A 25,694-nucleotide genomic window follows, 5' to 3' on the forward strand; every position below is an offset into this window, starting at 1 on the left:
CTCAAAAAATGCCGGGGCTGCTTCGCAGCCCTGTCGCGACACAAGGCCGCTCCCACAGAGACCGCGTCAGGTTTTAGATGTGATGGCAGAGCCGCCGCGTGATCACCGCTCATCTTCCTTCCAGGGCGCCTGCAGATACCGTGTGCGGTTGAAGGTTTCCAGCCACTCCGGGCAAAACACCACCAGCGCACTGATCACCATGCCGTTGATGAACGCCTCGGGGAACATCATCAGCCATAGGTAGCCGACAAAGTCGCTTAGCCACTCCGGCAGGGCAAAACGCCCGTCGAGCCACAACAACCCTAGCGCCGCCGGTACGCAAACCAGCACGGTGAGCGCTGCCGGGAAGAACCCCGAACAGAAGATATAAACGAACAGGTTTCGCGGCTGGGCGCGCTCGACCACTATCGCGCACACCTCGGTAATCAGCACCGGCAAGCCAATCAGCAACAAGCCGTTCACCCCCAGCGCCGCCAGGTCCTGTCGCCCTAGCGCCAGCAAGCCAAGCTGGGCCATGAACCCGCCCAGCACCGCCAGCGGCCAGTCCAGCAACAGGGTGACCGCAGTCATGCCAATAAAGTGGTACGACACCCCGGTATCAAAATCGCGCCTCACCAGCCACAGCGCGAACAGGCAGAACACCGTGCCAAACAGCAAATGCTGGCGGCGCCGGTCGGTGAACAGTTCAACCCAGCGAACCCGGCTTACCGCCCAGATCAGCAACGGCACATAACCCAGCCAGCCAAGAGTAAGGGTGGTGCCGGACAACACCTGCGCGCTGATCACCTGAACAATACCCTTTGCAGCCATGTGGATAAGATCGAGTCTACACCCATTCTCCCTTTCCTTCGGCTGCGGTGGATTAGTGCCCTCATTCGATCCAGGAAGCATCGGTCAAGCCCGAAGAAATCGGGCGCACCTGTGCAAGCGTTGTCGGTACTGGGCTGATTCCCACGCTTAAACAGCATCTTACCGTCATCGATTAGCGGCTAAGCTTGTCTGCATGGATGACTCAGACTACCTGCGCCTGCTTACCATCCAGGCCGAACAAGCTAACGCCTTTCTCTCCAACGCCCGCAAGTGGGAGCGGGAGCGCTGGGTGTGCCAGCGACTGTTGCAGGGGTTGAACATCCCCTACCGCAGCGAGGACTTCACCCCGGCCGGGCAAGAGCCGCCCGATGTGCTGTTCCGCGATGCGGCCTTTGAGGTGTTTTTCGTGCTCGACGAGGGGCGTCGGCTGAACGATGAGTGGCGCGAAGAGCTGCAGCGCCGGCGCAGTGCGTTTTCCCTGGCACAACTGGTGCGCCGTGAAGCGCGCCCACGGCGCATCAGTGCCACCGAGCTGCTGGCGCGCTTGGCGCCTACCTTGCGCAAAAAAGCGCATAACTACCGGGAACGCGGGCTGGAGCTGAACGAGCTGGACATCATCGCCTTCTCCAGCCTCAAGCGCGAAGTGCTCGACCTCAACACCCACTTCCCGCCGCCCACCGAATACCTGCGCCAGGGCTGGCGCTCGTTGTCGCTGGTGGGGCCGACGTTTGCCCGGGTGCTGTTCGCCCACCCCGACGCGCCAGACTTCCTGCGTGGCAACCTGGGGCGCAGCATTGTTTTTGATGTGGGCATCAGTCTTTGATCCAGTGCAGCGAGTGTTTGCGATGGCGTACACTCGGCGCCAGAGATAGAAAGCATTATCATTTGTTTCAATGCGCCTGCACGAACGCTGTAGCGTTTGCGCAGTCACAAACGTCTACCTGACGAGGCCCACCATGACCAGCCGCCTGAACCCGGAAGATCAGCGTCGTGTCGATGAGTATCTGCGAGCCCCCCAGCACCAAGTCGAGCGCAGGCCCTTCCGGCCGTGGCTGCTCCTTGTGCTGGTGGTGGCCGTGACCATCGGGTTGGGTCTCATCAGCCGCCTGCTGAGTGGACTGGTGCTATGAGCTGCTTTGCGCTCGCCCTCCCCTCGTGCAGTTTGCGGCCGGCCCCCAGGGCCACGAATTCCGTAAACCTTATGAGATATCCCCATGACTCATCGCATCGTGATTGTCGGCGGCGGCGCCGGCGGCCTGGAACTGGCGACCCGCCTGGGTAAAAGCCTGGGCAAGCGCAAGCAGGCCGAAATCACCCTGGTCGACGCCAACCTCACTCACATCTGGAAGCCACTGCTGCACGAAGTGGCCGCCGGCTCGCTGAACTCCTCGGAAGACGAACTGAACTACGTGGCCCAGGCCAAGTGGAACCACTTCAACTTCCAGCTGGGGCGCATGAGCGGCCTGGACCGTGAGGGCAAGCAGATTCAACTGGCCGCCACCCTCGATGATGAGGGCCGCGAGCTGTTGCCTGCGCGTACTTTGGGCTACGACACGCTGGTCATTGCTGTGGGTTCCAACACCAACGACTTCGGCACCTTGGGCGCGGCGCAGCACTGCCTGTTCCTCGACACGCGCAAGCAGGCCGAGCGCTTCCACCAGCAGCTGCTCAACCACTACCTGCGCGCCCACGCCGGCGACGTGGCCAGCGAGCAGATCAGCGTAGCCATCGTCGGCGCCGGTGCCACCGGTGTGGAACTGGCGGCCGAGCTGCACCACGCCGCCCACGAACTGGCGGCCTATGGCCTGGACCGCATCCAGCCCAAGGACATGCACATCACCCTCATCGAGGCAGGCCCGCGCGTGCTGCCGGCGCTGCCGGAGCGCATCAGCGTGCCGGTGCACAAGACCCTGGAAAAGCTTGGGGTGAAAGTGATGACCAACGCGGCTGTCAGTGAAGTGACCGAGGACGGCCTGAAAACCAAGGACGGCGAGGTGATCCAGGCCAGCCTGAAAGTGTGGGCGGCGGGTATCCGTGCGCCGGGCTTCCTGAAGGACATCGATGGGCTGGAAACCAACCGCATCAACCAGCTGGTGGTACGCCCTACCCTGCAGACCACCCGCGACGACAACATCTTCGCCTTCGGTGACTGCGCTGCCTGCCCGCAACCAGGTAGCGACCGCAATGTGCCGCCGCGTGCCCAGGCGGCGCACCAGCAAGCTTCGATGCTGGCGCAAAGCCTGAAGGCGCGGCTGGAGAACAAGGCGCTGCCAACCTACGAGTACAAGGACTATGGCTCGCTGGTGTCGCTGTCGCGCTTCTCGGCGGTGGGCAACCTGATGGGTAACCTGATGGGCAGCGTGAAGCTGGAAGGCTGGCTGGCGCGGATGTTCTACGTGTCGCTGTACCGCATGCACCAGATGGCGTTGTACGGGTTCTTCCGCACGGCGTTGATGATGCTGGGGAGCAAGATTGGCCGGGGTACCGAGCCACGCCTGAAGCTGCACTGACAGGCACCCGCTCCTGCAGGCAATGCACTGACCTGTAGGAGCAGCCTTGTGCTGCGAAGAGGCCATTACCCGCAGAGAAAATCTTTTACCGTACCGGCCCTTTCGCAGCACAAGGCTGCTCCTACAAGGGCCTGTGTTGCGGTAAGAGGTGGGTTAAATTTGAGGCCAAAGAAAAAGGGCATCTCTTTCGAGATGCCCTTTATTCATGGTGGGTCGTGTAGGATTCGAACCTACGACCAATTGGTTAAAAGCCAACTGCTCTACCAACTGAGCTAACGACCCTAAAAATGGTCGGGGTGAGGGGATTCGAACTCCTGACATCCTGCTCCCAAAGCAGGCGCGCTACCGGACTGCGCTACACCCCGGGTCTTTCAAAAAAAAGGGCATCTCTTGGAGATGCCCTTCTTTACATGGTGGGTCGTGTAGGATTCGAACCTACGACCAATTGGTTAAAAGCCAACTGCTCTACCAACTGAGCTAACGACCCGGAAAATGGTCGGGGTGAGGGGATTCGAACTCCTGACATCCTGCTCCCAAAGCAGGCGCGCTACCGGACTGCGCTACACCCCGAGATGGCTCCGCGACCTGGACTCGAACCAGGGACCCAATGATTAACAGTCATTTGCTCTACCGACTGAGCTATCGCGGAACTGAACTTCGGTACAACTTACCGATTTGCTACTCCGAAGGCTGTGTTCGCTTCGGACTCTTTAGCTTCTTAGCTTTCGCTTTGTCGCTGCTGAGGCCGGCTATTCTACATTCTTCGTTTTGCTTGTCAACCACTTTTTTTCATTCAACTTACTGATTTGTAAGTTGTTTTGCGGTCACCGATGTTGCTGGTGATTCGCTTAGTGCCTGACAACGCGGCGTATATTAGGGTCACTCGAATTTTGATGCAAGCAAAAATTTCAAAAATTTCAGCAAGTTACCCTGAATTCCCCGAAAGCCCCGGTTTTACTGGGCTGTGCCGGCCTCCTCGCGGGTAAACCCGCCGCCACAGGGGCCCGATAGCGCCTGTGAGAAAGCAAAAAAAAAGCCCCGCAAAAGCGGGGCTCATGGTGAAACACATTACCCAAAGACGATTTCGTCGCCTTCCACTGTGGCGGTAATCGACGTACCCGGCACAAACTGGCCAGCCAAGATCAGCTGCGCCAGCGGGTTTTCGATCCAGCGCTGGATAGCCCGCTTCAGCGGCCGTGCGCCGTACACCGGGTCGTAACCCACGGCAATCAGCTTGTCTAACGCTTCCGGGCTCAGGCTCAGCGACAGTTCGCGCTCCAGCAGACGGCTGCGCAGGCGGCCCAGCTGGATCTCGGTAATGCCGGCGATCTGCTCGCGGCCCAGTGGCTCGAACACCACCACTTCGTCGATACGGTTGATGAACTCCGGACGGAAATGCGCGCCCACTGCATCCATCACCGCCGCACGCTGTGCCTCGCGGTCGCCTACCAGTTCCTGGATCTGCGCCGAGCCCAGGTTGGAGGTCATCACGATCACGGTGTTGCGGAAGTCCACGGTGCGCCCGTGGCTGTCGGTCAGGCGGCCGTCTTCCAGCACCTGCAGCAGCACGTTGAACACATCCGGGTGTGCTTTCTCCACCTCATCCAGCAGCACCACCGAGTATGGCTTGCGCCGTACGGCCTCGGTCAGGTAACCGCCCTCTTCATAACCTACATACCCTGGTGGTGCACCGATCAGGCGAGCTACGGAGTGTTTCTCCATGAACTCGGACATGTCGATGCGCACCATTGCCTCTTCGGTGTCGAACAGGAACTCGGCCAGCGCCTTGCACAGCTCGGTCTTGCCCACACCGGTGGGGCCGAGGAACAGGAACGAACCGCTTGGCCGGCTCGGGTCGGACAACCCGGCACGCGAGCGGCGCACGGCGTTGGCCACGGCGGTAACCGCCTCGTTCTGGCCGATCACGCGCTGGTGCAGCAGCGCTTCCATTTTCAGCAGCTTCTCGCGCTCGCCTTCCAGCATCTTGGACACCGGGATGCCGGTCCACTTCGACACCACCTCGGCAATTTCTTCCTCAGTCACCTTGTTGCGCAGCAACTGGTTTTCGGTCTTGCCGTGCTGATCGACCATCTGCAGGCTGCGCTCCAGGTCGGGGATTACCCCGTACTGCAACTCGGCCATGCGGCTCAGGTCGCCTTTGCGACGGGCGGCTTCCAGTTCCTGGCGGGCCTGTTCGATCTTTTGCTGGATCTGCGCAGAGCCCTGCACTTCGGCCTTTTCCGATGCCCAGATTTCTTCCAGGTCGGAATATTCACGCTCCAACCGCTCGATTTCTTCGGTCAGCTTCTCGAGGCGTTTTTTCGCCGCTTCGTCTTCTTCCTTCTTCAGCGCCTGCGATTCCACCTTCAACTGGATCAGGCGGCGATCAAGGCGGTCGAGCACTTCCGGCTTGGAGTCGATCTCCATGCGGATGCGGCTGGCCGCTTCGTCAATCAGGTCAATCGCCTTGTCCGGCAGCTGGCGGTCAGTGATGTAGCGGTGGCTGAGCTTGGCGGCTGCGATAATGGCACCGTCGGTGATGGCCACCTTGTGGTGCACTTCATAGCGCTCTTTAAGGCCACGCAGAATCGCGATGGTGTCTTCCTCGCTCGGCTCCTCTACCAGCACCTTCTGGAAGCGGCGCTCCAGGGCGGCGTCCTTCTCGATGTACTGGCGGTACTCGTTCAGCGTGGTGGCGCCGACGCAGTGCAGCTCGCCGCGCGCCAAGGCTGGCTTGAGCATATTGCCTGCGTCCATGGCGCCTTCGCCTTTACCGGCGCCGACCATGGTGTGCAGTTCATCAATGAACAGGATGATCTGGCCTTCCTGCTTGGACAGCTCGTTCAGCAGCGATTTGAGGCGCTCTTCGAACTCGCCGCGGTACTTGGCACCGGCAATCAACGCGCCCATGTCCAGCGCCAGCAGGCGCTTGCCCTTGAGGCCATCAGGCACTTCACCATTGATGATGCGCTGGGCCAGGCCTTCGGCGATGGCGGTTTTACCCACGCCAGGTTCACCGATCAGCACCGGGTTGTTCTTGGTACGGCGTTGCAGCACCTGCACGGTACGGCGGATCTCGTCGTCACGGCCAATCACCGGGTCCAGCTTGCCTTCTTCGGCACGCTTGGTGAGGTCGACGGTGTACTTGTCCAGCGCCTGGCGCGACTCTTCGGCGTTGGCATCATTCACTGCCGCGCCGCCACGCAGGTTGTTGATGGCGTTTTCCAGGGCTTTCTTGCTCACGCCCTGGCTCAGCAGCAGCTTGCCGAGCTTGCTGTTCTCGTCCATGGCAGCCAGCAACACCAGTTCGCTGGAAATGAACTGGTCGCCCTTCTGCTGGGCGAGGCGGTCGGCCTGGTTAAGCAGGCGTGCCAGGTCCTGCGACATGTTCACGTCGCCGGTGGGGTTCTGGATTTTCGGTAGCTGGTCGAGCTCTTTCACCAGTGCCTGGCGCAGGCTGTTGATGTCGAAGCCAACCTGCATCAGCAGCGGCTTGATCGAACCGCCCTGCTGTTCAAGCAGTGCCTGCATCAGGTGCACGGGCTCGATGGCTGGGTGGTCCATGCCAACGGCCAGGGATTGAGCATCGGATATTGCTAATTGCAGCTTGCTGGTCAAACGGTCTATTCGCATGGTGTACCTTCCTTTAAAGGGCAGGTCGGAGCGATGGACAGCGCCTGTTTATGAAGAAACCTGCCTGAGATGACCTTATAGATAAGGCTGATTCTGGAAGATTCAAGCGTAGCGGGGTTGACCGAAGTCAACCTGTTGGATTAACAGAGGCCATTCGCGGGCGAGCCCGCGAAGAGGCCAGTACAGGCTAGCGGGGTTGCAGCCACACCAGTGATGCGAAGCGCCCACCCTGCGGGGTACGGCGGTAGGAGAAGAACCGCGCATCACTGACCGTGCACAAGCCACCGCCATAAACAGCAGTCACCCCACAGGCAGCCAGGCGAATACGCGCCAGCTCGTAGATATCCGCCATCAGCTTGCCTGGCCGTTCGCCGTCGACGAATGCCCGAGCGGCTTGCGGGTGCACGGCGGTAAAGGCATCACGCACTTCCAGCCCTACTTCGAAAGCCTGTGGGCCAATGGCCGGCCCCAACCACACCAGCACTTCGTCAGGCGGCAGTGCCAGGCGGTCCAAGGTGGCTTCCAGCACGCCGCCAGCCAACCCGCGCCAGCCCGCATGTGCCGCCGCCACGCGAGTACCGGCCCGGTCGCAAAACAGCGCAGGCAGGCAATCGGCGGTCATCACGGTGCAGGCAATGCCAGGCTGGTCGGTCCAGCTGGCGTCCGCCTCGGGCACCACGGCCGGGTCGGCATCCGCCACCACCAGCCCATGCACCTGCTTGAGCCAGGCCGGCCGGATGGCGAACGTGTCGCTGAGGCGACGGCGGTTCTCGGCAACGGCAGCAGGGTCATCCCCTACGTGGTCGCCAAGGTTGAAGGTTTCGTAGGGCGGCAGGCTGACGCCGCCCTGACGGGTGGTGACACAGGCGCGCACCGAGGCCGGGGCAGGCCAGTCGGGAAACAGCAGCGACTGCGTCAGGCCACTCATCCGATAAAGCTCTCGCGGTCTTCGCTCAGTAGCGACAGCAACCAGAGGAAGTCATCGGGCAGTGGCGATTCCCACTTCATGATTTCACCGGTGATCGGGTGAGCCAACGCCAGGAAGCGCGCATGCAACGCCTGGCGCGGGAAGGTTTTCACCGCCTCGACCATGGTCGGGCTGGCAGCCGGTGGAATGCGGAAGCGTCCACCGTACGTCTGGTCGCCGACCAGCGGGAAGCCAACGTGGGCCATGTGCACACGAATCTGGTGGGTACGGCCGGTTTCCAGCTTTACCCGCACGTGGGTGTGTGAGCGGAAGCGCTTGAGCACCCGGTAGTGGCTGACCGCCGGCTTGCCGCCGTCGGTGACTGCCATGCGCTGGCGCATGCCGCCGTGGCGGCCGATCGGGGCATCGATCTTGCCACCGGAAGTTACCACGCCGATCACGATGCATTCATAAATGCGGCTGACCTTGCGCGCCTGCATCTGCTCGACCAGCTTGGTCTGCGCCTGCAAGGTCTTGGCCACCACCATCAGGCCGGTGGTGTCTTTATCCAGCCGGTGAACGATACCGGCGCGCGGTACGTTGACGATGTCTGGCACGTGGTGCAGCAGCGCGTTGAGCAGCGTACCACTGGCATGACCGGCGGCCGGGTGCACAACCAGCCCGGCAGGCTTGTTGATTACCATGATATGGTCGTCTTCGTAGACGATATCCAGTTCGATATCTTCTGCGATCCACTCGCCCTGGGCCTCTTGTTCGGCCTGCAGTGCTAGCAGCGAGCCACCATAGACGGTGTCTCGAGGGCGCACAACGGCGCCATCGACCGTCAGGCGGCCCTCTTTGATCCACGAAGTAAGCCGCGAACGCGAGTACTCAGCGAACAATTGGGCGGCGACCTGGTCGAGGCGTTGGCCGCCCAGTTCGGACGGTACCTCTGCGCTAAGTTGAATGATCTCGGACATGCTCGATTCGGCGGGCGCACAGCCTTTGGTTTCGGCTGCGAGCTTGTGGTTAAATACGGCTTCTTTTGTCCCGGGGTTGGCCGGGGCGCTCATCATAACAGGACGGCACCGCCCAAGACAGCGGCCGTCAAAGGGACGCAAGCCGCCATGCAAGTGAAACACCTGCTGCTGATCGCCATCCTCGGGCTTACCGCGGCCTGTTCCTCTAATAAAGAGGTCATTGACGAGAACCTCAGCGAAGCCGAGCTGTACCAGCAGGCGCAAGCTGACCTGGACAACTCCAGCTACACCAGCGCCGTGAACAAGCTCAAGGCCCTGGAATCGCGCTACCCGTTCGGCCGCTATGCCGACCAGGCGCAGCTCGAGCTGATCTACGCCAACTACAAGAACTCCGAGCCCGAGGCTGCCAAGTCGGCCGCCGAGCGCTTCATCCGCCTGCACCCGCAGCACCCGAACGTCGACTACGCCTACTACCTCAAAGGCCTGACCTCGTTCGACCAGGACCGTGGCCTGCTGGCGCGCTTCCTGCCGCTGGACATGACCAAGCGTGACCCAGGTGCCGCCCGCGACTCGTACAACGAGTTCGCCCAGCTGACCAGCCGCTTCCCCAACAGCCGCTACTCGCCCGACGCCAAGCAGCGCATGATCTACCTGCGTAACCTGCTGGCCTCGTATGAAATTCATGTGGCCGACTACTACCTGAGCCGCCAGGCCTATGTGGCCGCCGCCAACCGTGGCCGCTACGTGGTAGAAAACTTCCAGGAAACCCCATCGGTCGGCGACGGCCTGGCGGTGATGGTCGAGTCGTACCAGAAGATGCACCTGGACGAACTGGCCGCCAGCAGCCTGGAAACCCTCAAGCTCAACTACCCGGACCACCCGAGCCTGGCCGATGGCGAGTTCCAGCCCAAGCAGACCGAGTCTGACGGGCGCGGCTGGCTGTCCAAGGCCACCTTGGGCCTGATCGAAACCGATACGCCGCTGCCGCCGGGCGAAACTCGCGCCAACCAGGACGTGGTCAAGCAGTTCCAGGACGCGCGTGACGAGATGCCGCAAGAGCTGCTACCAAAAGACGAAAACGGCGATCCGATCGTGCCGGAAGGCCCGAAAGCAGCCGAAAAAGACCGTTCCTGGTTCAGCTACATGACCTTTGGTCTGTTCGACTGACACACAGCGGTAAATGAAAGGGAGGCCTTGGGCCTCCCTTTTTTATTGGCCGCGCCCTAGACTGTCAGCTTCTTCAATCGACAAGCTGGACACCATGGTTCGCCTACTTTTCTGGATCGCCCTGATCGCCGCCGCGTTCTGGCTGTGGCGCAAGTTCAAAGTCAGCCAACAGTCGCACCCCGAGGCGAAGCTGGATGCGCCCCTGCAGATGGTGCGCTGCGCCCATTGCGGCGTGCACCTGCCCAACGACCGGGCGCTGCAGCAGGGCAAAGAGTGGTATTGCAGCCAGGCGCACCTGCAACAGGGGCCTGGCCGACAAGGGTGAACACAACACCGCTGCAGGAGCGGCCTTGCCTCGCGATAGGGCCGCGACTACAAAGCATCGTGTACTCTCTGTAGCCCCGGCGATCTCAACCCAGACGCCCTTCTGGTGCATACGGCACCGGGTCGATGATTGGCTTGGCCTCGGTCAACAAGTCGGTAAACAGCTGGCAGGAAGCCGGCGCCAGCACCAGCCCGTTGCGGTAGTGACCGCAGTTCAGCCACAACCCCTCGTACCCTGGCACCGGCCCGATGTAGGGAATACCCTCGGGCGAGCCCGGCCGCAACCCGGCCCAGTGCCCCACCACCGTGGCCCCTTCGAGCCCTGGCAGCAACTCCACCGCCGATGCCTTAAGGCTTTCCAGCGCATCTTCGGTCGGGGTCTTGTCGTACCCGGCATGCTCCAGCGTGCTGCCCACCAGAATGTGCCCATCCCGCCGCGGGATCGCATAGCGCCCCTTGGCCAGCACCATGCTCGGCAAAAAGTCTTCAGCGCACTTGAACAGGATCATCTGGCCCTTCACCGGCTCTACCGGCAGTTCAAGGCCAAGGGTGCGCAGCAGGTCGCCACTCCACGCCCCGGCACTGAGCACCACCTCATCTGCCGCCAGCACGCCTTCGGCGGTCTGCACACCGGTGACGCGCCCGCCCTGCTGAACAAAGCCGGTGATCTGGCAGTTCTCTCGCAGGGTTACGTTGGGCAACGCCAGCAGCGCCGCCTTCAGCGATTTCACCAGGCGCGGGTTGCGCACGTTGGCTACACCGGCCATGTAGATGGCGCGCTTGAAACCCGGGCCCAGCACCGGCACCGCGTCGTAGGCCGCCGAGATATCCACGGCACTGAGCGGCCGCTGCTCACGTTCGGCCCAAGCCAGCGCTTCGGCTTCGTCATCCAGGTCGAGCCAGTACAAGCCCGTGGTGTGCACTTCGGGGTCGACGCCGGTGCTGGCGAACAAGCGCTCGCCCAGCTGTGGATAAAAGTCCTGCGACCAGTGCGCCAGGGCGGTGACTGCCGGGCTGTAGCGCCACGGGTACAGCGGCGAAACAATACCGCCGCCGGCCCACGACGACTCACGGCCGACTTCGCCCTGATCACACACCACCACCTGCCCGACCTTGGCCGCCAGGTTGAACGCCGTCAGCAGGCCGATCACCCCGCCGCCGACCACCACTACTTGCTTGCTCATCTGTCGATCCAACACCTGAAGTAAAACCGCGATGCACCGGGCATCATTCACCCTTCAGCTTCCCCAGCAGTGCTCGCTGCCGTCAACGGCCCCGGGGTTGCGCTGCACACCGGCCTGGTCGAGCTGGAAGTCGCCACAACCATCCTGCGCCATCAGCCCATGGGGCAGCCGCCGGGCGCGCAGCGTGAAGGAGTCGCTATCGCGCAGGGCCTGCAAGCTGTAATAGCGGGTACCGTCGGGCAAGGCCGGGTCGCCCTCGGCATATTGGCCGGTGCGTACGCGGTGGCGCTCCAGGCGCAGGGCGGCATCATGCAGCAGGCCAACCACTTCGCTGCGTGCGGCTCGCCGAAGCTGGTCGCTGTAACTGGGGTAGGCAATGGCTGCCAGAATGCCGGTCACGGCCAGCACAATCAACAACTCGATCAGGCTCAAGCCTTGCTGCATGTCAGTCTCCTCTCAGTCTTTGCCGCCAGGTGATGCGCCGGGTTGTGTCGCCAGCCACGGCGTAGACGGCCTCCAGCACATGCCGGGACTGGGTTTGCTTGCTGACACCAGTTATGCGGTACAGGGTAACCAGCTGCTCGTCTGGCATGTGCGCAGCGCGAGTGCTCGTGCCCAGGTTCTGTATATGGAAGTAACCGTTGTGGGTGCCCTGCCACTGCCCTGCCAGATCGTGCGGTCGGGCTGGTGGCAGGCACGCGCCACAAGGGTCAGGAGGTGCCCGCTCAAGTTCGTGTTTCCCTGCCTGCAACGCACCCTCGGCCTCTTCGAACGCTTGCAGACTATCGCTCAGGTATCCCGTCATTCGCGTTTCCGCCAAGGCGTCGCGCAGGGCAGATGCTGCAAGCAGCCCCAGCAGCATGCTCAGGACCAGGGCCAACAGAAGAACCACACCACGCTGGCGGCTCATGTAGCGGGTACCGGGTTGCGGAGTGCCACGCTCAGCGAGTGATGCTGCTCAAGCTGCAAGCTGGGTTCATACAATGTGAGTTGAAGATCGACCCGCTCCCCAGGTACATACCCCACTCGCAGCTCCCGTACATGATCGACCAGTGGCTGATTAATGTCGCCCCGCTTGAAGAAAAGCGTGGTGCCACTGTGCACATAGTGGTGGCGACTGACGGGCACAGCCATCAGTTTCTCATTGCCTTGTACTCGATGCTTATGAACCCTCACTTCGTTGGTACAGTTCGTTACCAGGGTCCACTCCGGGTCGCCCGCATACCCTGGCAGCTCGGCGACAACCAGGCTCAAGCTTGACGTATCGGCCTGCAGTGGCCGGGCAAAGGCAGGTTGCGCAGCCAAGTCCAGGAAGTCGCCAGGTTTGAGGCGCATACAGCCGAACATTCCGGCCATGCGCACGTCCTGCGCCATGCGCAACAACGCCTGCCGCGCCTCATCATTCATGCGCACCGCGGTACTTTGCAGGCGCCAGGCCTGGTGAGCCGATGTAAAGACCTGACTAACCGCCGCCAGTAATATCAAGCCGATACCCAGCGCCAGCATCAACTCAAGCAAACCAAAACCACTTTGGGCGCGCCTCATCGACGCCCCCGTTCAAGCTCACTGTGCGCCGCCATTGCCGCCTGCCCATCGCGACGCGCGCTGTCCGCAGCCTGCAATGCGTGCAACTGTATCGATGCCGTTGCGAACATGCCCACGGCCACAACCACGACTGCCAACAACACTTCCATGAGCGTCATGCCCCGTTGCCTCGCGTGCATCCCTGCACCTCCTGCGACTTTTCCTGCAATAGCCCTGAACCTGGCCGACTAGACCGCCTGGCCAGCGAACGTGAAGCTATAGCCAAGCACTTCCAGGGAGGAATGCATGGTGAAGCAACGAGGCGTAACACTGATACAAATGTTGTCGGCCTTGGCCATAGCTGTCTTGCTGACACAGCTCGGTATGCCGGCCTACGCCAGGATGAGCGACGACCTACACAGGGCAGCCGCTGCGCGTGATTTGGCACAGGCACTGCGCAGCGCACGCAGCCACGCGATGCTGCAAAGCCAGCCGGTGCTGGTGCAGGCGTTGGACGGTAATTGGGGGAATGGTTGGCGGGTGGTGCTGGAGCATAACCAGCAGCTGCTGCGCGAGCAGCGCCTTTCGAAGCCGCTCAAGATTACGAGCAATCGCGGGGAGCAGTTCAAGTTCAGTGCGCTGGGCGTTCCAATGACGCTGAACAACAGCTGGTTGGGGGCAACGCTGGAAGTGTGTGAACGCTCATCTGCCAGCAGCCGATATCAAGTGGTGCTGGCATCGACCGGGAGAGTCAGATTGCTTGCAGAGGACCGAAACAATACTCGCTGTGCAAGCACATAGCCTTGAGCCGACCTTGCCGGCGATGAGGCCAGTACAGGCTTCAGTCAGATCAGCGAGCGAACCCGCAGCTCTTTTGGCATCGAGAAGGTGATGTTCTCTTCACGCCCGTCCAGCTCTTCAGCACCGGTAGCGCCCCAGGCCTTGAGCTGTTCGATCACGCCACGTACCAGCACTTCGGGGGCCGAAGCACCGGCAGTGATGCCAATACGCGTCGCCTGTTCGAACCAGCCCTGTTGCAGGTCCTCGGCACCATCGATCAGGTAGGCCGGGGTGCCCATGCGTTCGGCCAGCTCACGCAGGCGGTTGGAGTTGGAGCTGTTCGGGCTGCCGACTACCAGCACCACGTCGCACTCGCCCGCCAGTTGCTTGACGGCGTCCTGACGGTTCTGGGTGGCGTAGCAGATGTCGTCCTTGCGCGGGCCACCGATGTTCGGGAAGCGCGCACGCAGGGCGTCGATGACGCGGCTGGTGTCGTCCATCGACAAGGTGGTCTGGGTCACGAAGGCCAGGTGGTCAGGGTCGCGCACCTGCAGCCTGGCTACATCATCTTCGTCTTCGACGAGGTAGATGGAACCACCGTTGCTGGCGTCGTACTGGCCCATGGTGCCTTCGACTTCCGGGTGCCCTTCGTGGCCGATGAGGATGCACTCACGGCCGTCGCGGCTGTACTTGGCCACCTCGATGTGCACCTTGGTCACCAGCGGGCAGGTGGCATCGAACACTTTCAGGCCACGGCCAGCCGCTTCCTGGCGCACGGCCTGGGAAACACCGTGGGCACTGAAGATGACGATGACATCGTCCGGCACCTGGTCCAGCTCTTCGACGAAGATGGCACCGCGGTTGCGCAGGTCTTCTACCACGAACTTGTTGTGCACCACTTCGTGGCGCACATAGATCGGCGGGCCGAAGACTTCCAGCGCGCGGTTGACGATCTCGATCGCCCGGTCGACCCCCGCGCAAAAGCCGCGAGGGTTGGCGAGTTTGATTTGCATGATCGGCTCCAGGCTTACAGGGCCTTCACCTCGAGGATCTCCACCTCGAAGGTCAGGGTCTTGCCAGCCAGTGGGTGATTGAAGTCGATGGTCACCTGGTCGTCATCGAACGCTTTGACCACACCCGGCAGCTCGGCGTTGGCGGCATCGTTGAAGATGATCAGCAGCCCGTCGGACAGCTCCATGCCCTCGAAGTTGGACCGCGGCATGACTTGCACGTTTTGCGGGTTGGGCTGGCCGAAGGCGTTCTCCGGGGCCACTACCACTGTGCGCTTGTCACCGGCCTTGAAGCCGAACAGCGTGTTTTCGAAGCCCGGCAACAGGTTGCCATCGCCAACCTTGAAGGTGGCCGGGGCTTTGTCGAACGTGCTGTCGACGGTGTCGCCGTTTTCCAGGTGCAGCGCGAAGTGCAGGGTGACTTCGGTGTTCTGGCCGATACGGGTGTCAGTCATGGACCGGATCCTCGGACTTCTTGCTCTTGAACATATCCAGCGCCAGCATCACCGCACCAACGGTGATGGCGCTGTCGGCCACGTTGAAGGCCGGGAAGTAATGGCGGTTTTGCCAGTGCACCAGGATGAAGTCGACCACATGGCCCAGCACGACGCGGTCGTACAGGTTGCCAATGGCGCCACCCAGCACCAGCGCCAGCGCCACGGCCAGCCAGGTTTCGTTGCGCCCCAGGCGCTTGAGCCACACCACCAGCACGGCACTGACCACCACTGCGATCAGGGCGAACAGCCAGCGCTGCCAGCCAGCGCCATCAGCGAGGAAGCTGAAAGCGGCGCCGGTGTTGTAGGCCAAGGTCCAGCTGAAGTAGTCAGGGATGACCACAATCTGCTGGTACATGGTCAGGGCGTTGTTGAAATACAGCTTGGTGGCCTGGTCGACGACCAGCACCAGCAAGCTCAGCCAAAGCCATGCAAGGCGCCCGAAGCGCCCCACTGCCGGGTTAGGCATAGTGACGCACCTCGCCCGAGCCGGTCAGGTTGTCGACGCAACGGCTGCAGATTTCCGGGTGCTCCGGGTGGCTGCCGACGTCGGCGCGGAAGTGCCAGCAACGGCCGCACTTGGCATGGCCGGACTTGACCACTTTCAGCTTGAGGCCTTCGACTTCGGTGGCCACGGCGTCCGCCGGTGCCTGCACGAACGGCACCACGCTGGCGGCCGAGGTGATCAGCACGAAGCGCAGCTCGTCGCCCAGCTTGCCCAGGTCGGCGCTCAGGCCTTCGTCGGCGTACAGAGTGACTTCGGCCTGCAGGTTGCCGCCGATGACCTTGGCGGTACGCTGGTTTTCCAGCTCCTTGTTGACCGATGCCTTCACCGCCATTACGCGGTCCCAATAAGCGCGGTCCAGCTCGGTGCCTTCCGGCAGCTCGCTCAGGCCCTGGTACCAGCCGTTGAGCATCACCGACTCGTTGCGCTCGCCCGGCAGGTACTGCCAGATTTCGTCAGCGGTGAACGCCAGAATCGGCGCAATCCAGCGCACCAGCGCTTCGCTGATGTGGTACAGCGCGGTCTGGCAGGAACGGCGGGCGACACTGTTGGCGCCGGTGGTGTACTGGCGGTCCTTGATGATGTCGAGGTAGAAGCCGCCCAGTTCCTGCACGCAGAAGTTGTGCACCTTGGAGTAGACATTCCAGAAACGGTACTCGCTGTAGTGCTCTTCCAGCTCGCGTTGCAGCAGCAGGGTACGGTCCACGGCCCAGCGGTCCAGTGCCAGCATGTCTTGCGGGGCCAGCAGGTCGCGGGCCGGGTCGAAACCGGACAGGTTGGACAGCAGGAAGCGCGCGGTATTGCGGATACGGCGGTAGGCGTCGGCGCTACGCTGCAGGATCTGCTCGGAAACCGCCATTTCACCGGAATAGTCAGTGGCCGAAACCCACAGGCGCAGGATGTCGGCACCCAGGGTGTTGTTGACCTTCTCCGGCTCGATGGTGTTACCCAGCGACTTGGACATCTTGCGGCCGTTCTCGTCCACGGTGAAGCCGTGGGTCAGCAGTTCGCGGTACGGCGCGTGGTTGTCGATGGCGCAACCGGTGAGCAACGACGAGTGGAACCAGCCACGGTGCTGGTCGGAGCCTTCCAGGTACAGGTCGGCGACCGGGCCGGTGGCGTGGCCGATATCGTGCGAGCCGCGCAGCACGTGCCAGTGGGTGGTGCCGGAGTCGAACCACACGTCCAGGGTATCGGTGATCTTGTCGTACTGGCCGGCTTCTTCACCCAGCAGTTCGACGGCATCCAGCTTGAACCAGGCCTCGATACCTTCCTGTTCGACGCGCTTGGCCACAGCCTCCATCAGTTCGACGGTACGTGGGTGCAGCTCGCCGGTCTGCTTGTGCAGGAAGAACGGGATCGGCACGCCCCAGTTGCGCTGACGCGAGATGCACCAGTCAGGGCGGTTGGCGATCATCGAGTGCAGGCGCGCCTGGCCCCAGGCCGGTACGAACTTGGTTTCTTCGATGGCCTTGAGGGCGCGCTCACGCAGCGGCTCGCCAGTGCCTGGCTGCTTGTCCATACCCACGAACCACTGCGCGGTGGCGCGGTAGATCAGTGGGGTCTTATGGCGCCAGCAGTGCATGTAGCTGTGGCTGATGGTTTCGGTGTGCATCAGCGCACCGGCTTCGCTCAGCTTCTCGACGATGGCCGGGTTGGCCTTCCAGATGAACTGGCCGCCGAAGAACTCCAGCGATTCGACGTACACGCCGTTGCTCTGCACCGGGGTGAGGATGTCGTCATTGACCATGCCGTAGCTCTTGCAGGTGACGAAGTCGTCTTCACCGTAGGCAGGCGCGGAGTGAACCACACCGGTACCGGCGCCCAGTTCGACGTAGTCGGCCAGGTAGACAGGCGACAGGCGGTCGTAGAACGGGTGGCGGAAGTTGATCAGCTCAAGGGCCGAACCCTGGGCAGTGGCGATGACCGAGCCTTCCAGGTTGTAGCGCTTGAGGCACGACTCGACCAGCTCTTCGGCCAGCACCAACAGACGCTCGCCGGTATCGACCAGGGCGTACTTGAACTCCGGGTGGATGTTCAGCGCCTGGTTGGCGGGGATGGTCCACGCAGTGGTGGTCCAGATCACGATGGCGGCTGGCTTGGCCAGCGCATCCAGCCCGAAGGCGGCAGCCAGCTTGGCCTCGTCGGCAATCGGGAAGGCCACGTCGATGGTCTGGGATTTCTTGTCGGCGTATTCGACTTCCGCTTCAGCCAGGGCCGAACCGCAATCGAAGCACCAGTTCACAGGCTTGAGGCCCTTGAACACGAAGCCTTGCTTGACCATCTCGGCCAGGGCGCGGATTTCACCGGCCTCGTTGGCGAAGTTCATGGTCTTGTACGGGTTGTCCCAGTCACCCAGTACACCCAGGCGAATGAACTCGGTCTTCTGCCCTTCGATCTGCTCGGCGGCGTACTCGCGGCACAGCTCGCGGGTGCGGTCGGCAGACAGGTGCTTGCCGTGGGTAACCTCGACCTTGTGCTCGATCGGCAGGCCATGGCAGTCCCAGCCCGGTACATACGGCGCATCGAAGCCGGACAGGGTCTTGGAGCGGACGATCATGTCCTTGAGGATCTTGTTCAGCGCATGACCGATGTGAATCTTGCCGTTGGCATAGGGCGGGCCGTCGTGCAGGACGAACTTGGGACGATCCTTGCCAATTTCGCGCAGCTTCTGGTACAGGCCAATGCTGTCCCAGCGCTGCAGGATCTGCGGTTCGCGCTGAGGCAGGCCGGCCTTCATGGGGAAGGCGGTGTCCGGAAGGTTAAGCGTGGCTTTGTAGTCGGTCATTTCAGGCTCTTCGTTAGCGGTTGAGCGTGCCAATGTGCACGTGCGGCGGCGATATCCGCATCGATCGCCGACTTCAGCGCCTCCAGGGAGGCGAATCGCTGCTCTTCACGCAGCTTGTGGTGGAACTCCACCGTCAGACGCCGGCCATACAGGTCGCCGGCAAAATCGAGAAGATGAATCTCCAGGTGCGGGCGCCCATCACCGGCAACGGTGGGACGCACGCCAATATTGCCTACACCCGGCCAGGCCTTGCCGTCGATTTCGATGCTGGCCAGGTAGACCCCGGACAGCGGCACGCGGCGGCGCTTGAGCTGGATGTTGGCGGTAGGTGTGCCGAGCTGGCGGGCCAGCTTCTGGCCATGCAACACACGGCCGGTGATGCTGTACGGGCGGCCCAGCAGGTGCTCGGCCAGTTCGAAGTTACCTTCGGACAGGGCCTTGCGCACTTCGGTGCTGCTGACCCGCAGGCCGTCCTGGATAACCGTGTTGGCTGCCTCGACGGTGAAGCCGTACTGCTTGCCGGCCTCGATCAGGAAGGCGAAGTCGCCGGCGCGGTCGCAGCCAAAGCGGAAGTCATCACCCACTTCAAGGTGGCGCACCCCCAGGCCGTCGACCAGGATGGCCTTGACGAAGGCATCGGCGCTGAGTTTGCTCAGGCGCTGATTGAACGCCAGGCACAGCACCCGGTCGATGCCCTCGGCGGCCAGCAGTTCGACCTTGTCGCGCAGGCGGGCCAGGCGCGCCGGAGCGGTATCAGGGGCGAAGTACTCGCGCGGTTGCGGTTCGAAGATCACCACGCAGGTCGGCAGGCCCAAGGCCTGGCCGCGCTCGCGCAGGCGCGCCAGGATTGCCTGGTGGCCGCGGTGAACCCCGTCGAAGTTGCCAATGGTGGCGACACAGCCCCGGTGCTCGGGGCGCAGGTTGTGAAGACCTCGAACCAGCTGCATAACGCGCTTCTTGCTCATAAAGTGGCCGATTATAACCACACCCGGGCGCCGGTGACAGGCAGCAGCGCCCAAGGGCGGCGTGGAATATGAAAAACCGACGCCTGACCCGCCTGACGCCTCAGTGCAGGGCCTTGCGAGCGAAGTGCCGGGGCCGGAAGCCGCACAGGTACAGGCAGCCGAAATACGTCACGACACCTGCCACAATCAACGCCCCAAGCCGCAGGAAGCGCTCAAGCATGATGCCCTGCTCCCAGGCCGGCATATAGTGCATGCCCGCCAACAGTACCGCCGACATCAGCACCACTGCAAAGACAAGCTTGAGCAGGAACATTGCCCAGCCTGGCTGGGGCTCGAACAACTGCTGGCTGCGCAGCTTCCAGAACAGCAAGCCGGCATTCAGGCAGGCACCCAGGCTGATTGCCAATGCCAGGCCGGCATGTGCAAGCGGGCCGACCAGGGCGAGGTTGAACAGCTGGGTACAGACCAGGGTGAAAATCGCAATCTTTACCGGCGTGCGGATATTCTGCTGCGCATAGAAGCCGGGTGCCAGCACCTTGACCAGAATGATCGCCAGCAAACCCACCGAATAGGCCATCAGCGCCCGCTGTGTCATGGCCGCATCAAACGCACTGAACTTGCCATATTGAAAGAGCGCAACGGTCAGCGGCTCGGCAAGGATGGCCAAGGCCAAGGTGCACGGCAGCACCAGCAGGAAGCACAGGCGCAGGCCCCAGTCGAGGATCCGCGAGTATTCCTCGCGGTCCTTGTTGGCGTAGGTCTTGGCCAGTGTCGGCAGCAGGATGGTGCCCAGGGCCACGCCCAGCACGCCTGAAGGCAGCTCCATGAGGCGGTCGGCGTAATACATCCACGACACCGAGCCGGCCACCAGGAACGAGGCGAAGATGGTGTTGATGATCAACGAAATCTGGCTCACCGACACCCCGAGAATCGCCGGCAGCATCTGTTTAAGTACCCGCCACACACCCGCGTCCTTGAGGTTCAGGCGCGGCAGTACGAGCATGCCGATCCTCTTCAACGCTGGCAGCTGGTACAGCAACTGCGCCAGGCCACCCGCCAGCACGCCCCAGGCCAGGGCCATGATTGGCGGGTTGAAGTACGGCGTCAGCAGCACGGCGAAGGCAATCATCGCCACATTCAACAGGGTTGGGGTGAAGGCCGGTACCGAGAACCGGTTCCAGGTATTGAGGATCGCACCGGCCAGGGAAGACAGCGAGATCAGCAATATATAAGGAAAGGTCACCCGCAACAGGGAGGTGGTCAGCTCGTATTTTTCTGCGTTGTCGACAAAGCCTGGAGCTGTTGCCCACACCACCCACGGCGCCGCGAGGATGCCGATGGCAGTCACCAGGGCCAGGACCAGGGTCAACAGGCCGCTGACATAAGCGATGAAGGTACGTGTCGCCTCCTCGCCCTGCTGGGTCTTGTATTCGGCCAGGATCGGAACAAAGGCCTGGGAAAACGCACCCTCGGCGAAAATGCGCCGCAGCAGGTTGGGCAGTTTGAACGCGATGAAAAAGGCGTCGGTTGCGACGCCGGCACCAAAGATGCGCGCCAGGATGGTGTCGCGAACGAAGCCCAGCACCCGCGAAATCATGGTGATCGAGCTTACTGCAGCCAGGGATTTGAGCAGGTTCATCGAAAAGATTCACGCCAATGGCAGAGGACGCTGCCAGACAGCGTCCGAATGTGCGATACTCCCGCGCCTTCGCAGGGGAGCCAAAAATTCCCGAGTGTACAGGTCGCGCAGCAGAAAGGAATCTTTCCCTCTTGTTGGCGCACCGCTCGGCGGAACCTTGCAGGTGGCCTTGACAATCGATCTCTTGATCGGCATGATTCGCGGCCTATTTTGTTTGCTATTTACCTAAAGTCTTTCGAGGAGCTCGACGGTGGCCAACACACCTTCCGCCAAGAAACGTGCAAAACAGGCTGAGAAGCGTCGCAGCCACAACGCCAGCCTGCGTTCCATGGTCCGCACCTACATCAAGAATGTAGTTAAAGCCATTGACGCAAAAGACGCCGAAAAAGCGCAAGCCGCTTACGTTCTGGCTGTACCTGTAATCGACCGTATGGCCGACAAAGGTATCATCCACAAGAACAAAGCTGCTCGTCACAAAGGCCGTCTGAATGGCCACATCAAGGCGCTGAAAGAAGCTGCAGCTGCCTAAGCGACGCGCTATTCGAAAAACCGACCCTAGGGTCGGTTTTTTGTTGTCTGCGATTTATGCTTGCGGGCAAGGCTCCATGTGGAACTCGGTCTTTGTGGGAGCGGCCTTGCGTCGCGAAAGGGCTGCAGAGCAGCCCCGGCAATCTCAGCTTCTGCGCTAAGACCGAGGGGCCGCTACGCGCCCCTTTCGCGATGCAAGGCCGCTCCCACAAAAAAGCGGGGCCGCGGTTGGCGGCCCTACTTTTACATTACTTGGCTATCTGAATCTTGGGCGCCCACTGCAGCCAGTCATCCTCTGCCTTGTCGAACAAGGCGAATGTCTGCTGCGGCCGTGCCGGGTTGCCCATCTGCTCGCCATCCGGTGTTGCAAAGGCGATACCGCCATCGATCAGAGTCTCCACCGACTCGGTACGCACGGTAGCCCCCTTGAACAGCCCCCAGTCGAAACCGAAGCCACTGCTGTTCCAGAACCGGCTGCCACTACGGACCAGGGCTGAATAGCGCGGCTCGATAAGGATATGGATCAGCACGCGGTCAGCGCTCTGGCCCAACTCGAAACCCGTCACCTTGCCAACCGCAACCTCTCGATAGGTCACTGGCACACCCGGCTTGATCGAACCACGCCGTGGCGCACTGAGCGTCAATGGCAAGCCCACCTCCGGCCCAGCCACTTGCGGGGCATCGGCCAAGGCGATGAAGTCGCGCTGCGGGCCACGGTCCTTGGCTGCCGGCTGCACCTCCAGGTACTGCCCGCCAATCAGCGTGTCGAGGTTCTCGGTGCGTACCAGGCCCAAGGCTGGCTTGACCACCCAGAACTGCGTGCCGGCACGGGCAATACGGTCCGCCGCCTCGGTGATTCGTGCCCGCAGCAGCACCGCCTGCAAGTCATTGGTCAGGTCGACGCTCTCGATACTGCCCACATCCAAGCCACGGAAGCGGATTGGCGTACCCGGCTTCAGGCCATCTGCACGGTCTACACGGACGGTGATCAAGGTACCCGCGCGGTTTACCGCTTCCTGGCTGTCATGCAGACGGAAGCGTGGAATGTGGCGCTTCAGCGCCACATCGGGCCGTGGCGTGTCGAACGCAATACCGCCGGCCATCAGTGTTTGCAGCGATTCACTCTTGATCTTGATGCCCGACAGCCCCCCGGTCAGGGTAATGCCACTGACGTTCCAGAAGCGCGACGAGCCGTTGACCAGCTTTTCGTATTCCTTCTCGATATGCACCCCGATCAGGATACGGTTGCTGTTACGAGCAAACTGGTAGCTCTGCACGCTACCCACCTTGACCTGGCGGTACATCACCGGGCTGCCAATTTCCAGAGAACCCAGGGTATCGGCGAACAACACCATGTGCAGGCCTGGCGCCTTGAGGTCGAGCGGCGGCGCCTTGGCGCGGGCCTCGAACTCACGCTCGGGCCGTTCCCCCTTCTCACCCGGGCGGATGGCGATGTAGTTACCTTTGACCAGCGCCTCCAGGCCGGTGATACCTGCCAGGGAAATCGACGGCTTGACCACCCAGAACTGCGTGCCCTCGACCAGGTAGTCTTCGGTCAGCGGGTCCAGCGTCAGCTCGGCCGATGCGCTGGACAGGTTGTCTTCCATCTTCAGGGCTTTCAACGAGCCCACCTGGATGCCCTTGTACATGACCGGCGTGCGGCCTGCCTGCAGGCCCTCGTAATCGCTCAGCTTTACCTTGACCCGTATACCCGCCTGGGCGGCGTCGAAGTCTTCATAAAGGCGGAATGGCAGGCTAGGATCGGTAGGCGGGCTGTCCTTGCGGTACTCCGGCGTGGCAAAGGCGATACCACCGGCCACAATGCTCGACAGCGACTCGCTGCGCACCTTCACACCTGACAGCGAAGCATCGATGCTGACGCCGCTGGCGTTCCAGAAACGCGTGTGCTTGCGCACCAGGCTGGCGTAGGCGGGCTCGATGAACACCTTGATCTCGACGGTGCTCTGGTCCTCGGACAGGCGATAGCTTTTCACCCGACCCACCTGGATCTGCTTGTAGAAGATCGGGCTGTCACGGTTGAGCGAACCCAGCCTGTCGGCTTTGAGGGTCAGATGCAGGCCAGGCTCCGAATCCGAGAGCGGCGGCGCAACCTTCAGGGCGGTAAAGCGCTTGGTACGCTCCCCCTCCCCCGGGCTGACGGCAATGTAGTTACCCGACACCAGTGTTTCAAGGCCGGTAATACCCGCCAGGCTGACACTCGGCTTCACCAGCCAGAAACGCGTGCCTTTGGTCAGGTGTGGTTCGGCGTCCTTGTTCATCTCGATGGTGGCGATCACACCTTGGTTGTCGCCCTTGGCGTCGAGCAACAAGCTCTTCACTTTGCCTACCGGCATGCCCTTGTAGATGACTTCGGTCTTGTTGGCGACGATACCTTCACCCGACTCGAAGCGGACTTCAATTTCCACGCCGGCCTTGCTATAGGCCTGCCACGCGAGCCAGCCACCGATCATCAGGGCGATCAAAGGCAGGATCCAGATGGCCGACCAGTTCGAGGCTGGCCGGGTTTTAGCCGTTGGCAGGTCACTCATGGTCGTCATCCGACTCCGTGTTATCCCAAATCAGTCGGGGATCGAAAGTTAAAGCGGCAAGCATTGTCAGGATCACCACAGTTGCAAAGGCGACAGCGCCCAGATTGGCTTCGACACTGGCTATTCGGCCGAAATTCACCACTGCCACCAGGATGGCGATGACGAAGATATCGAGCATGGACCAGCGCCCAATGAATTCGATGAAGCGGTACATCAATATCCGTTGCCGCGCTGAAAGCGGCTGGTGGCGCTGAACGGAGTACAACAGCAAGCCGATGCCCACCAGCTTGAAGGTGGGCACCAGGATACTGGCAATGAACACCACCGCGGCAATGGGCACCATGCCGTGCTTGAGCAGGGTGATGACGCCGGACATGATCGTGTCGGGGCTGCCTTGGCCGAGTGTACTCACGGTCATGATCGGCAGCAGGTTGGCCGGGATGTACAGGATCGACGCCGCAACCAGCAACGCCCAGGTACGCACGATACTGTTAGGGCGGCGCGCATGCACAACGGCGCCGCAGCGCGTGCACGTCTGCGAAGTGCCATCTGGCGCTTGCTTGTTCAGTTCGTGACATTCATTGCAGACAACAATGCCTGCATCAATCGCCCGCATGCAGGTCCTCCCCCGATAGCGCACTCCAGATCTGGTGCGGCGACATCACCACCTCCAGCCATACCTGGACCAATAACAGACTGATGAAGCAGAACAGCCCCAGGCCCACGGTCAGTTCTGCCAGGTCTACCAGCTTGACGATAGCCACCAGCACACCCATGAAATAGACCTCAAGCATGCCCCAGTCACGCAAGTGGTGATAGATGCGGTAGAACAGCAGGCCGAAGTTGCGCCCCACGTTCAAGCGGATACTCAGCAATACCGCCAGCTGGCAGAGCAGTTTTGCCAGGGGGATGGCCATGCTGCACAGGAACACGACCATCGCCACGCCACGCATCTGCGAATTGTACAGGCCCAGTACGCCACTCCAGACAGTATCGTCCGAGGTCTGGCCAAGCAGGTGCAGTTGCATGATCGGTAGAAAATTGGCAGGTACGAACAGCAACAGCGCGGTCAGTACCAGGGCCAGGCTGCGGTTGACTACATTGTGCCGGTGGGCATAGAGCTCGTAGCCGCAGCGGGGGCATTCGGCTTTTTCATCGCGCTGCAGCACAGGCTTGCGCAGCAGCAGGTCGCATTCGTGGCAGGCGACAAGCTCGTCCAACGGCAATTGGGCCAGGGCTTCGGGTTCGACAGGATTGGGCATATAGCGCTTCTGGATAGGTGCGTGGGCCTATTCTAGTGTTCTGGCTCGAATTGTGGGAGGCGACTTACCACAGATCCCTGTAGGAGCAGCCTTGTGCTGCGAAGAGGCCATTGCAGCCGAAGATAATCTTTAGCC

Annotated in this window: 25 protein-coding genes and 5 tRNA genes; 7 read left to right on the forward strand and 23 right to left on the reverse strand. The window is 61.8% G+C overall.

Annotated features, from left to right (window positions below; translation table 11 throughout):
• Positions 1–102: 102 nt before the first annotated feature.
• Positions 103–810, reverse strand: a complete 708-nt coding sequence (locus ACN6NG_RS25805; protein ID WP_019437917.1) for an energy-coupling factor ABC transporter permease — start codon at positions 808–810, stop codon at positions 103–105.
• A gap of 193 nt (positions 811–1,003) precedes the next feature.
• Between ACN6NG_RS25805 and ACN6NG_RS25810 the strand changes: the two genes are divergently transcribed.
• The 3 genes from ACN6NG_RS25810 to ACN6NG_RS25820 all read left to right on the forward strand — a co-directional run bounded on the left by ACN6NG_RS25810 (position 1,004) and on the right by ACN6NG_RS25820 (position 3,320).
• Positions 1,004–1,633 carry a DUF1780 domain-containing protein gene (locus tag ACN6NG_RS25810; protein WP_016501581.1) on the forward strand — a complete coding sequence of 210 codons (630 nt, stop codon included), beginning with the start codon at positions 1,004–1,006 and terminating at the stop codon, positions 1,631–1,633.
• A 133-nt stretch (positions 1,634–1,766) separates the two neighbouring features.
• Positions 1,767–1,940 carry a DUF3094 family protein gene (locus ACN6NG_RS25815; protein WP_013970765.1) on the forward strand — a complete coding sequence of 58 codons (174 nt, stop codon included), beginning with the start codon at positions 1,767–1,769 and terminating at the stop codon, positions 1,938–1,940.
• An 84-nt stretch (positions 1,941–2,024) separates the two neighbouring features.
• Positions 2,025–3,320 carry an NAD(P)/FAD-dependent oxidoreductase gene (locus ACN6NG_RS25820; RefSeq protein WP_063425476.1) on the forward strand — a complete coding sequence of 432 codons (1,296 nt, stop codon included), beginning with the start codon at positions 2,025–2,027 and terminating at the stop codon, positions 3,318–3,320.
• A 206-nt stretch (positions 3,321–3,526) separates the two neighbouring features.
• Here the strand turns inward: ACN6NG_RS25820 and ACN6NG_RS25825 are convergent.
• From ACN6NG_RS25825 to rluD, 8 genes are all read right to left on the reverse strand, one after another.
• Positions 3,527–3,602: transfer RNA gene (locus ACN6NG_RS25825), tRNA-Lys, on the reverse strand.
• Positions 3,603–3,608: 6 nt separating this feature from the next.
• A tRNA-Pro gene (locus ACN6NG_RS25830) sits at positions 3,609–3,685 on the reverse strand.
• 46 nt (positions 3,686–3,731) lie between these two features.
• Positions 3,732–3,807 (reverse strand) — tRNA-Lys (locus ACN6NG_RS25835).
• Positions 3,808–3,813: 6 nt separating this feature from the next.
• A tRNA-Pro gene (locus ACN6NG_RS25840) sits at positions 3,814–3,890 on the reverse strand.
• Between the two features lie 3 nt (positions 3,891–3,893).
• Positions 3,894–3,969, reverse strand: a tRNA-Asn gene (locus tag ACN6NG_RS25845).
• A gap of 419 nt (positions 3,970–4,388) precedes the next feature.
• Positions 4,389–6,953: an ATP-dependent chaperone ClpB gene (clpB, locus tag ACN6NG_RS25850; protein WP_016501583.1), complete on the reverse strand. Its 2,565-nt coding sequence runs from the start codon at positions 6,951–6,953 to the stop codon at positions 4,389–4,391.
• A 187-nt stretch (positions 6,954–7,140) separates the two neighbouring features.
• Positions 7,141–7,881: a peptidoglycan editing factor PgeF gene (gene pgeF, locus ACN6NG_RS25855; protein WP_353456506.1), complete on the reverse strand. Its 741-nt coding sequence runs from the start codon at positions 7,879–7,881 to the stop codon at positions 7,141–7,143.
• The gene (gene rluD, locus ACN6NG_RS25860) at positions 7,878–8,840 is read right to left on the reverse strand and encodes a 23S rRNA pseudouridine(1911/1915/1917) synthase RluD (protein ID WP_258655052.1); all 963 of its coding nucleotides are present in this window, start codon (positions 8,838–8,840) and stop codon (positions 7,878–7,880) included. The genes pgeF and rluD overlap by 4 nt, the downstream gene beginning before the upstream one ends.
• A gap of 147 nt (positions 8,841–8,987) precedes the next feature.
• Here rluD and ACN6NG_RS25865 point away from each other — a divergent pair, with 147 nt between their 5' ends.
• Together ACN6NG_RS25865 and ACN6NG_RS25870 are read left to right on the forward strand one after the other, a co-directional pair.
• Positions 8,988–10,007, forward strand: coding sequence for an outer membrane protein assembly factor BamD (locus ACN6NG_RS25865; RefSeq protein ID WP_049273319.1), 1,020 nt, complete (start codon positions 8,988–8,990; stop codon positions 10,005–10,007).
• 94 nt (positions 10,008–10,101) lie between these two features.
• Positions 10,102–10,332: a PP0621 family protein gene (locus tag ACN6NG_RS25870; RefSeq protein WP_016484789.1), complete on the forward strand. Its 231-nt coding sequence runs from the start codon at positions 10,102–10,104 to the stop codon at positions 10,330–10,332.
• A gap of 85 nt (positions 10,333–10,417) precedes the next feature.
• Here ACN6NG_RS25870 and thiO read toward each other — a convergent pair whose 3' ends face one another.
• The 5 genes from thiO to ACN6NG_RS25895 are packed head-to-tail and all read right to left on the reverse strand — an operon-like array spanning position 10,418 to position 13,239.
• Positions 10,418–11,515, reverse strand: coding sequence for a glycine oxidase ThiO (gene thiO, locus ACN6NG_RS25875; RefSeq protein WP_474316879.1), 1,098 nt, complete (start codon positions 11,513–11,515; stop codon positions 10,418–10,420).
• Between the two features lie 54 nt (positions 11,516–11,569).
• Positions 11,570–11,959, reverse strand: coding sequence for a type IV pilin protein (locus tag ACN6NG_RS25880; protein WP_016501589.1), 390 nt, complete (start codon positions 11,957–11,959; stop codon positions 11,570–11,572).
• A gap of 1 nt (position 11,960) precedes the next feature.
• On the reverse strand, positions 11,961–12,425 hold the full coding sequence (locus tag ACN6NG_RS25885) for a hypothetical protein (RefSeq protein WP_063425466.1): 465 nt from the start codon (positions 12,423–12,425) through the stop codon (positions 11,961–11,963).
• Positions 12,422–13,060, reverse strand: a complete 639-nt coding sequence (locus tag ACN6NG_RS25890) for a PilW family protein (protein WP_063425464.1) — start codon at positions 13,058–13,060, stop codon at positions 12,422–12,424. The genes ACN6NG_RS25885 and ACN6NG_RS25890 overlap by 4 nt, the downstream gene beginning before the upstream one ends.
• Positions 13,057–13,239: a prepilin-type N-terminal cleavage/methylation domain-containing protein gene (locus ACN6NG_RS25895; RefSeq protein ID WP_063425462.1), complete on the reverse strand. Its 183-nt coding sequence runs from the start codon at positions 13,237–13,239 to the stop codon at positions 13,057–13,059. The genes ACN6NG_RS25890 and ACN6NG_RS25895 overlap by 4 nt, the downstream gene beginning before the upstream one ends.
• A 109-nt stretch (positions 13,240–13,348) precedes the next feature.
• Here ACN6NG_RS25895 and ACN6NG_RS25900 point away from each other — a divergent pair, with 109 nt between their 5' ends.
• Positions 13,349–13,840: a GspH/FimT family pseudopilin gene (locus ACN6NG_RS25900; protein WP_474316890.1), complete on the forward strand. Its 492-nt coding sequence runs from the start codon at positions 13,349–13,351 to the stop codon at positions 13,838–13,840.
• A 44-nt stretch (positions 13,841–13,884) separates the two neighbouring features.
• Here ACN6NG_RS25900 and ispH read toward each other — a convergent pair whose 3' ends face one another.
• From ispH to murJ, 6 genes are all read right to left on the reverse strand, one after another.
• The gene (gene ispH / locus ACN6NG_RS25905) at positions 13,885–14,832 is read right to left on the reverse strand and encodes a 4-hydroxy-3-methylbut-2-enyl diphosphate reductase (protein WP_059396013.1); all 948 of its coding nucleotides are present in this window, start codon (positions 14,830–14,832) and stop codon (positions 13,885–13,887) included.
• 14 nt (positions 14,833–14,846) lie between these two features.
• Positions 14,847–15,284 carry an FKBP-type peptidyl-prolyl cis-trans isomerase gene (gene fkpB / locus ACN6NG_RS25910; RefSeq protein WP_063425458.1) on the reverse strand — a complete coding sequence of 146 codons (438 nt, stop codon included), beginning with the start codon at positions 15,282–15,284 and terminating at the stop codon, positions 14,847–14,849.
• Positions 15,277–15,792, reverse strand: a complete 516-nt coding sequence (gene lspA / locus ACN6NG_RS25915) for a signal peptidase II (protein WP_016501596.1) — start codon at positions 15,790–15,792, stop codon at positions 15,277–15,279. Before lspA ends, fkpB begins: the two co-directional genes overlap by 8 nt.
• On the reverse strand, positions 15,785–18,616 hold the full coding sequence (gene ileS, locus ACN6NG_RS25920; RefSeq protein WP_474316884.1) for an isoleucine--tRNA ligase: 2,832 nt from the start codon (positions 18,614–18,616) through the stop codon (positions 15,785–15,787). The genes lspA and ileS overlap by 8 nt, the downstream gene beginning before the upstream one ends.
• On the reverse strand, positions 18,613–19,563 hold the full coding sequence (gene ribF / locus ACN6NG_RS25925; RefSeq protein ID WP_086978274.1) for a bifunctional riboflavin kinase/FAD synthetase: 951 nt from the start codon (positions 19,561–19,563) through the stop codon (positions 18,613–18,615). The genes ileS and ribF overlap by 4 nt, the downstream gene beginning before the upstream one ends.
• A gap of 118 nt (positions 19,564–19,681) precedes the next feature.
• Positions 19,682–21,220, reverse strand: a complete 1,539-nt coding sequence (gene murJ, locus ACN6NG_RS25930) for a murein biosynthesis integral membrane protein MurJ (RefSeq protein ID WP_474316886.1) — start codon at positions 21,218–21,220, stop codon at positions 19,682–19,684.
• 250 nt (positions 21,221–21,470) lie between these two features.
• On the opposite strand from murJ, the gene rpsT reads away from it, so the two are divergent.
• Complete coding sequence (gene rpsT / locus ACN6NG_RS25935; RefSeq protein WP_003247625.1) at positions 21,471–21,749, forward strand: 30S ribosomal protein S20; 279 nt, start codon at positions 21,471–21,473, stop codon at positions 21,747–21,749.
• Positions 21,750–21,996: 247 nt separating this feature from the next.
• Here rpsT and ACN6NG_RS25940 read toward each other — a convergent pair whose 3' ends face one another.
• Genes ACN6NG_RS25940 through ACN6NG_RS25950 form a run of 3 tightly spaced genes read right to left on the reverse strand, consistent with a single transcriptional unit; the run spans position 21,997 to position 25,559 of the window.
• A complete protein-coding gene (locus tag ACN6NG_RS25940; RefSeq protein ID WP_063425450.1) occupies positions 21,997–24,297 on the reverse strand; it encodes a PqiB family protein in 2,301 nt (766 codons plus the stop codon).
• On the reverse strand, positions 24,290–24,913 hold the full coding sequence (locus tag ACN6NG_RS25945) for a paraquat-inducible protein A (RefSeq protein WP_063425448.1): 624 nt from the start codon (positions 24,911–24,913) through the stop codon (positions 24,290–24,292). Before ACN6NG_RS25945 ends, ACN6NG_RS25940 begins: the two co-directional genes overlap by 8 nt.
• Positions 24,900–25,559, reverse strand: coding sequence for a paraquat-inducible protein A (locus ACN6NG_RS25950; protein WP_063425446.1), 660 nt, complete (start codon positions 25,557–25,559; stop codon positions 24,900–24,902). Before ACN6NG_RS25950 ends, ACN6NG_RS25945 begins: the two co-directional genes overlap by 14 nt.
• Between the last annotated feature and the right edge of the window lie 135 nt (positions 25,560–25,694).

The sequence above is a fragment of the Pseudomonas sp. TSO6 genome (genome assembly GCF_056098905.1).